The sequence below is a fragment of the Siphonobacter sp. BAB-5405 genome, assembly GCF_002872335.1.
Classification (GTDB): Bacteria; Bacteroidota; Bacteroidia; order Cytophagales; family Spirosomataceae; genus Siphonobacter.
In genome coordinates this window covers 1-7,503 of the sequence record NZ_NJAG01000056.1, presented here as the reverse complement: position 1 = coordinate 7,503, position 7,503 = coordinate 1, and the positions used below count along the sequence as shown (strand labels likewise).

The following is a 7,503-nucleotide window of genomic DNA, read 5'->3' as shown; positions in this document are numbered from 1 at the left end:
ATTTTTTCGTGTTTTTCCATCAGCCCAGTGATGAAATCGCTCGTACCGGCGTCTTTATGGGCATCGGCAAAATCGTCGACATTACCCCGCAGAAATTCGATGATGCTTTCGTGATCGCCCAGCAGCTTGTGAATCCAGCTGCGGCTGTCGTTTCCGCCACCGTCGGCTTCGGTCAGGTGCGTCAGTTGCAGGAATTCCTTCATCGTACCGGGAGCGTAGTGGCCGAGTTGACGAATACGTTCTGCCAGTGAATCGACGATCTCCGCTGAATCTTTGTACAATTCTTCGAAATACAGGTGAACCGAGTGGAAGTCCATCCCTTCCAGGTTCCAGTGAGCATTAAGGGTTTTGGTATAGACTAAGAATTCGTCCGCCAGAATTTTAGCTAATTCATGGGCTACTACGGCCCGGTTTTCTTCTGAGATGCCAATGCTAGTTTTCATAAGGAGTAATTTAAAAAGGTGAACTGTTGATAAAGACTCGAAAAAGCAGCAATTGTTTAGTGATCAAAACAGATTAGAATCCGTCTTAATCCAAAGAGGCATGGGCCGGAAAGGTCATCATTTTTCGGGAATCTTGGAAAGGGTAAAGCACAAAATTCTACGTCCTAACCAAGCCTCCTGAACCAACCCAGCCCAGGTTACTGTCTTTAAACCCAGTTCGCGGCCCTTTGCCACAACTCTTTGGGGCTGGTTTCTGGATCGAGTACCGTTTGAAAAACTCGCCCTTGCCCGAATGTATAGACCCAGGCCAGGGGCGTGGACTTGCTTCGTACGATCACCTCAATCGGTTCCGTCCCTTTTAACTGAAAAGCTGCCTTGCTCCGAAAGGAGGGAAGTCCTTTAGTAAGGGGATGTGACTCCTGTTTTACGCGTTCATCCACCCGAAAATCCGTTATCTTTTCCCGACGAAACAATTGCGAATACGCCGCCCAGCCCGAGCGAACCGTGGTGTCAGTTTTGGCCCGAAAGGCTAAGGCCAGTAAACCACCACCCTTTTGAACGTACTGTTCCAGAGCCGCTTTGGAAGAACGGTGGATGCCATTGGTGATCGGGGCGATCAAAGGCCAGAAATCCGTAGTCGCTGAGGTCGTAGGTCGAGAGATCATTGAGGTCCGTACACACATCTACCAGAAGTTCCGGATCTTTTTCGAGCGTCTGCTGTAAGGAGGATTTTGTTTTTTTATCGTGAAAGAGAAGTGCTTTTTTCGATCGGTGGTACGTAAGCTCCGTAACCTGGGTATCGGTATAAAAGCTCGCATCCACGCCAGTCGCGGGTACTTCTGCTCCGGCGGCCCAAACGAGTCCATTCAGGAGCAGTTTACGGTAATCCGGATTTTCCCAATTGCTGTAAAAATGATTGAAGGTGGCACAGAAACCGCGGCCCCCGTCAACCCGCTGCAACGCCCAGGCAACCAGATTCCCCTGCTGAGGCCGTCCCTGTAGGGCTGGAACGTCCATAAGGGGCGTCAGACGTGCGTCATTTTCCCGGAAACGCAGGTTGTAATAAAACTCATCGTTGATACGAAAGGGCTTCACACCCCGGCTGATGGGATGCTCGGGCGAAGGCAGGCGAACGTCCGCTTCCAGGATTTTGAGGGCGGAATAGGTTCGGTACTTTCCCGTCGCGTCTTCCCAGTCATAGTAACCGCCCGTCCACTCCAGCAGTTTCTGACCATAGGCATACGAAGCAAAGTTGGAGAAATGTAATAAAGCCAGACTACAGCCCCGCTTCATCTGCTTCTCCATGACCTGAATACGTTCGGGAGTCATGAAAGGGACATCCGAAAATAAATTGCCATCCCGTCCGTCTGATACGAAAAAGATCAGGTCGGCGTCGTCGAGCGTCTGTTCCTGTTCGGGCCAGCCGTGCAGGTGTACCTCCGTGCGAAGGCCCGGTACCTGACAATGGTCCAGCATGGTTTTGAGCAGACGTACGGTTTTTACGTATTCGTGCGTACCCGGCGGGTGACTTTTCTCCCCCGCAATCAGTACAATTTTACGGGAGTTACGAACGGGAGAGGAGGGCTGGCTCTGGGATGGAGAAAAACTTCCCACAAGTAAAGCCCAGGTCATACAAAGCAAATAATACCAATACATAGATCAAGAGGGTTCAACCAGTAATGGAATCAAAGCTACGGAATAATGGGCTATCGTGTACGTTAACTATCGGTTAATTGTGCGTGAGTAACTTATAAATACAGCGGTTATTGAGACGTCTAACTATAGTCGCTAATTCGGGTAATCTTGCCTTGGCTAACTTCAAAAATGCTGACACCCCGCAGCTGTAAGGTTTCACCCGCTTTCAGGCCATTGGGCAAATCCTGGGCCAGCGTCGCGTGGTAGTCGATTTCTACCGCCGCTGCCGTATTACTCAGCACCTGAAAGCGTACCGATTGTCGGCGTTCGCTGAAAAAGTGAAGCGATTGAAGAGCCAGCGTTTCAAATTCGGACTTGGACTGTGTAGCCGTAATCCCTGAGGCGTTCGAAACGTTCTCAAAAAAGATGGCCTCATCGAGCAAAGCCAGCATAGCCGGTACGTCTTTGGCATTATAGGCCGTAAGATAGGCCTGAATGATTTCTTCCATAGCGAGCATTTGAGGCAGTAAAGTAGCGATAATTTTGAGGCCTGTACAATGATTTTTCGGGAAGTCCCCAACCCAGCCTTTACTAAACAGGCACTATTTTTTCAAAGAATGTAGCTTTCGTTCACCTTTCAATGACTATGAATCTCCTACACGCAACGCCACTTGGGTTCGAAAATCCTTTTCAATCGTTCTGGATGGCTGGTTATGAATGTTCAGATCAACTCAATTGCTTCGGAAATCGGGTTGATCTGTTAACGATTTCCGGCCATTTGGATCAGTTGGATGAAGATTATAAACAATTACAGCCCTATCAAATTCGTACGGTACGCGAAGGGATTCGCTGGAGTTCCGTTGAAAAACAACCCTATCAGTATGACTGGACGGTGGTTCGCCAGATGATTGAGAAAGGCCGCCAGCAGGGTATTCAGCAGGTGTGGGATCTGTGCCATTTTGGTTATCCGGACGATCTAACGCCCCTGCATCCGCTCTTTGCCCGACGGTTTGCGGCGTTGTGCCGGGCTTTCGTTGACTTTTACCGAACCATTGATCCGGATGGCACCCTGATCATCACGCCGATCAATGAGGTAAGTTTCATTTCCTGGCTGGGCGGGGATGCCCGGGGCACTTCTCCTTACTGCGTCAAACAGGGCTGGGATGTGAAGTATCACCTGATGCGGGCCTACATTGAAGGCGTGGCCGCCATTCGTGAAATGGACGCTCAGGTCAAAATCATGTCCACGGAACCGCTGGTGAATATGGTGCCGCCCCTAAACGCTACCTACGAACAGCAGCGGAAGGCAGCCCTGGCTCATCACGCTCAGTTTCAGGCCATGGATATATTGACGGGACGGACCTGCCCGGAGTTGGGCGGCTCGCCAGACTATCTGGACATTCAGGGACTTAACTATTATTACAACAATCAATGGGTCGTGAACGAGGGCAGTGGTAATACATTTCTTCCCTGGGGAAATGAAGGGAACGATCCCCGCTGGCGGCCCTTACGCAGTTTGTTCCACGAAGCTTTTGAACGGTACGGAAAGCCAATCGTACTGAGTGAGACGAGCCATCCGGGCGAGCACCGACCGCACTGGATTCGTTTTGTGGCGGAAGAATGTGCCGCGGCAATCGAGCAGGGTATTCCCCTGTGGGGACTGTGTTTGTACCCCATCATTGATCGTCCGGACTGGGATCATCTGGACCACTGGCATCGGTCGGGATTGTGGGATGCTGAACTCCTGCCGGGGCAATCGCCCCGCCGCGTTCTGTACGAGCCCTACGCTCAGGCCATTACTGCAAGTCAGCGATTGCTGGATGTAGCCTTTGCCCGGAAAAAAGCAGAACAACCGAGGATTTTCTAAGCAAAAGACCTTTCTTGCGTAGGTTGTTTAATGCGTGCCCAACAAAGCCTCATCACCTATTTTTCGTATCCGCATGAAAGTTCTTTCCCTGTTAGGTCTCGCTTCTTTGACGGCTTTCTATTCTTGTGAACAGAGGGCCTGTATGTCGCCGCCTCCCACGTATCAATTTGCGTTTGTAAACAAACAAGGATCAGCTGCTTTAGATAGCATCCGGGCAATGCAAGTACGCTTGACGTATAAAGATGCTTCGGGGATGGAACAGACGGTTGCCCCCGAAGACTTCAAAGTCATTGCGTCGAAACCGTACGGCGTCGTTTTTGAATCTTCCTATGCTTTAATTGAAAATCCAAAACCGCAAACCCGTCTGTATACGGTCACCCTTGGTACAGAATCATTGGGTCGGCTTCAGCTTACCAGCAAAAAAAACACTACCCAATGTAATACTTGGATGAACCTCAGCGAAGCCCGTTTTAATGAGCAGATTTTAAGCCGGGGCGAAGAGGTAAACTATCTGATTCAACTTCCGTAACCAAGCGTCAGGATAGAAATGAGTCAAGGGATTGTCGCTGAGTTACCTATAGGGATGAACGTCACCGCATATTCTTTTAAATACGGATGGGTAAGGGGTCAAATTTAGGGTAATTTAGTACCCTGTTTCCTAGATAAAAGTGCTAACCGCTGTAGAGTCATTCCCTTTATTGGAAGTGATTCTACAGCGGTTATTTTCATCTATCTACTTAACATTTTCTTTTCAGTGTACTGATCGTCAGGGGTCGGGTGCTTCTTGATTTGGTAACATTGACGTAATGACCAGATAACCTTGAAGGTCTAAACTTGCGGCTGTTTTTCCAAAATCACTACTCTGAAGAAAGATGAATGAAAAGAAAGCTTACGGCTCCGTAAGCCCCGCTACCTCATTGTTCCCGGTGCTGTTGAAGCGTTTTGGAATGTTGGCGGGTCTGTATGCCGTGTTGCTGGGCTGGGGCTCACAGGTCCAGGCCCAAAGTACTCCGCTTACCCTGAAAGGTTCCGTCATTGATCGCACCAGCAATGAGCCGCTGCCGGGCGTTGCCATTTCGGTGAATAACAAGGCTGTTGACCTGACGAATGCTCAGGGTAAGTTTCAGTTGCAGGTAGAGGCGGGCAGTACCATCGGTTTTACTTTTATCGGCTATCAACCCCACCAGTTCAAAGCGGAGAAAAATGATGCGAACCTGACCGTCTACTTAGAAAATGGGCAGAAGGATTTAAATGAAGTAGTCGTAACGGCTCTGGGTATTAAACGCGAAGAAAAAGCCCTGGGGTACAGTGTTTCTACGATTAAAGAAGACCAGCTGACGCAGGCCATGCCCAATAACTGGTCGGACGCCTTGAAAGGAAAAGTGGCGGGTCTGAACATTCTCCAATCGGGTTCCGGACCTTTAAATTCAGCCCGGATCAACCTTCGGGGCGACCGTTCGCTGGATCCTAATAAAAACGAAGCTCTGGTTGTCATTGATGGCGTACCGATGATCAATGGGAAGGTAAGTTCCGGCGTCGATCAGGCGTACGGAGCAGGTGCCAGTGGAGCGGATAAAGACATCCCCATTGACTTCGGGAATGGTTTGGGCGACATCAATCCCGATGACATCGAGAGTGTTACCGTACTGAAAGGAGCCGCCGCTACGGCCCTGTACGGGAGCCGGGCCGGGAATGGTGCCTTGATCATCACCACGAAATCGGGCAAGCGGAAGGGCAAAGGGGTAGGCGTAACCGTCAATTCCAATTTCAGTGTCAATGATGTACTCCGCTGGCCGGAATACCAATATGAGTACGGACAGGGAAGCGGTGCAAAGTATTACTCGTACGGTCTGTCGCCGGATGGATCGAATACGGGCTCACGTCAAGTGCCTTCGGCCCGAAATTTGATGGCCAGGAATATTTTCAGTACGATCCGGTGGTGGAAGGCCAGTCACCCGAACGTCGGCCCTGGCGTCCGTATAAAGACAACATCAAAGGTTTCTGGCGTACGGGTCATACTTTCACTAACAACGTTGCCGTGGAAGGGGGCGGGGAGAATTACTCAGCCCGGGCATCGCTAACCTATACTAACAACGAGTGGATCATGCCCAATACGGGTTTTGACCGGCTGGTCGCTTCGCTTAACTCCAGCGTTTCGCTTTCCAAACGGCTTAAGCTGAATACGAAACTGAGCTACACCAGCAAAACCAGCGATAACCTGCCGGGTACGGGTTACAATAACCAGTCGATTTCGTACTTCATGATTTTCCAGAATCCGAACGTCGATCTGGCCTGGTACGAACCCCGCTGGAAAAAAGGGCAGGATCAGATTCAGCAGATTCACCCCTTTAGTTCTTTCATCGAAAACCCGTACCTGATTGCGTACGAGATGACGAACAGTTTGAACAGTACGAACATCATCGGGAACATTCAGGCGACGTATACGCTGTCTCCGAAGTGGGAATTCATGATTCGTTCGGGTCTGAACAGTCGGCAGGATCGTCGCGAACAACGCCGTCCCTGGAATACCTCCAACTTCCCGCAGGGTTACTATAAACAGCAGGACGTAGCATTTCTGGAATCAAACACCGACTTTCTGGCTACTTACAAAAGCAAACTGACCCGAACGATTGACCTGACCGCCTCCGTAGGGGGTAACCGCATGAGCAGTGACGTCAAACAGAATAATGCCGTCGCTCGCGGACTGCTGTTACCCGGCGTCTATAAACTTTCGAACGCCCTGGAGCAGCCCATTGCGGATAATACGCTGATTCAACGAAAGATCAATAGCTTATACGGATTGATCAATCTGGACTGGCAGAACAAGATCTTCGTGGATATTACGGGTCGTAACGACTGGTCCTCGACGCTGCCTGCTGGCAACAACTCGTACTTTTATCCCTCGGTCAGTACGAGCTACGTACTGAGCGAACTCATGCCCTTACCTACGGTGATTTCCTTTGCCAAAGCCCGGCTTTCCTGGGCTCAGGTGGGGACCGATACTGAGCCTTACCGCATTGCCAAGTACTACGACAAGTCGCCTTTCCCAGGCTCGGCAAATTCGCCCTCGATCCTGTACAACGGCACGCTGAAGCCCGAAATTTCTACTTCCTGGGAAGCGGGACTGAACGTGTATCTGTTCAAAAAACGCGTCAATGCCGATGTGAACTTTTACTCGAATACAACGGTCAATCAGGTACTAACCGTACCGATGGACATTACGACGGGTTATAGTTCGGCCTTTATTAATAGTGGCAAAGTACAAAACCGAGGGGTTGAAGTGATGCTGAGTGTACAGCCCGTTCAGTCAAAAAACTTTAACTGGATCCTGACGGGAACGTGGTCGAAAAACCAAAATCGCATTCTGGCTCTGAGTAACGACATGGAAAGCGAACAGCAGATCATTGCCTCCAGCGGTAATGCTTCGATCATTGCTACCAAGGGCGGTAGTACGGGCGACATCTGGGGGTTTGGTCTGGTACGGAATCCGGAAGGACAGGTAGTTTTTGACGCGAAAACAGGCTTGGCTCTTCGGCCGTCGGACATTACGAAAATTGG

8 protein-coding genes are annotated in these 7,503 nt (G+C 50.2%); 4 read left to right on the top strand and 4 right to left on the bottom strand.

Annotation, left to right across the window (positions count from 1 at the left end; genetic code table 11):
- From BWI97_RS24980 to BWI97_RS24965, 4 genes are all read right to left on the bottom strand, one after another.
- The coding region (locus BWI97_RS24980; RefSeq protein WP_102203258.1) for a Dps family protein at positions 1 to 443 on the bottom strand (443 nt) is incomplete at its 3' end.
- Positions 444 to 649: 206 nt separating this feature from the next.
- The gene (locus BWI97_RS24975; protein WP_158242842.1) at positions 650 to 1,063 is read right to left on the bottom strand and encodes a ThuA domain-containing protein; all 414 of its coding nucleotides are present in this window, start codon (positions 1,061 to 1,063) and stop codon (positions 650 to 652) included.
- The gene (locus BWI97_RS24970) at positions 954 to 2,099 is read right to left on the bottom strand and encodes a ThuA domain-containing protein (protein WP_102203256.1); all 1,146 of its coding nucleotides are present in this window, start codon (positions 2,097 to 2,099) and stop codon (positions 954 to 956) included. Before BWI97_RS24970 ends, BWI97_RS24975 begins: the two co-directional genes overlap by 110 nt.
- A 119-nt stretch (positions 2,100 to 2,218) precedes the next feature.
- Positions 2,219 to 2,587, bottom strand: a complete 369-nt coding sequence (locus BWI97_RS24965; RefSeq protein WP_094812611.1) for a nuclear transport factor 2 family protein — start codon at positions 2,585 to 2,587, stop codon at positions 2,219 to 2,221.
- 131 nt (positions 2,588 to 2,718) lie between these two features.
- Between BWI97_RS24965 and BWI97_RS24960 the strand changes: the two genes are divergently transcribed.
- The 4 genes from BWI97_RS24960 to BWI97_RS28130 all read left to right on the top strand — a co-directional run.
- Positions 2,719 to 3,945, top strand: a complete 1,227-nt coding sequence (locus BWI97_RS24960) for an amine oxidase (RefSeq protein ID WP_369826667.1) — start codon at positions 2,719 to 2,721, stop codon at positions 3,943 to 3,945.
- A gap of 217 nt (positions 3,946 to 4,162) precedes the next feature.
- Complete coding sequence (locus BWI97_RS24955) at positions 4,163 to 4,474, top strand: hypothetical protein (RefSeq protein ID WP_146011025.1); 312 nt, start codon at positions 4,163 to 4,165, stop codon at positions 4,472 to 4,474.
- Positions 4,475 to 4,817: 343 nt separating this feature from the next.
- Complete coding sequence (locus tag BWI97_RS28625; RefSeq protein WP_233208023.1) at positions 4,818 to 6,026, top strand: TonB-dependent receptor plug domain-containing protein; 1,209 nt, start codon at positions 4,818 to 4,820, stop codon at positions 6,024 to 6,026.
- Positions 6,027 to 6,049: 23 nt separating this feature from the next.
- A partial coding sequence (locus BWI97_RS28130; protein WP_369826668.1) for an outer membrane beta-barrel protein occupies positions 6,050 to 7,503 on the top strand: 1,454 nt, incomplete at its 3' end.

What these genes read in the sequence shown, in the direction of transcription:
- BWI97_RS24970 (WP_102203256.1), bottom strand. Translation starts at nt 2,099, where the DNA reads ATGTATTGGTATTATTTGCTTTGTATGACCTGGGCTTTACTTGTGGGA.
- BWI97_RS24965 (WP_094812611.1), bottom strand. Translation starts at nt 2,587, where the DNA reads ATGGAAGAAATCATTCAGGCCTATCTTACGGCCTATAATGCCAAAGAC.
- BWI97_RS24960 (WP_369826667.1), top strand. Translation starts at nt 2,719, where the DNA reads ATGACTATGAATCTCCTACACGCAACGCCACTTGGGTTCGAAAATCCT.
- BWI97_RS24955 (WP_146011025.1), top strand. Translation starts at nt 4,163, where the DNA reads ATGCAAGTACGCTTGACGTATAAAGATGCTTCGGGGATGGAACAGACG.
- BWI97_RS28625 (WP_233208023.1), top strand. Translation starts at nt 4,818, where the DNA reads ATGAATGAAAAGAAAGCTTACGGCTCCGTAAGCCCCGCTACCTCATTG.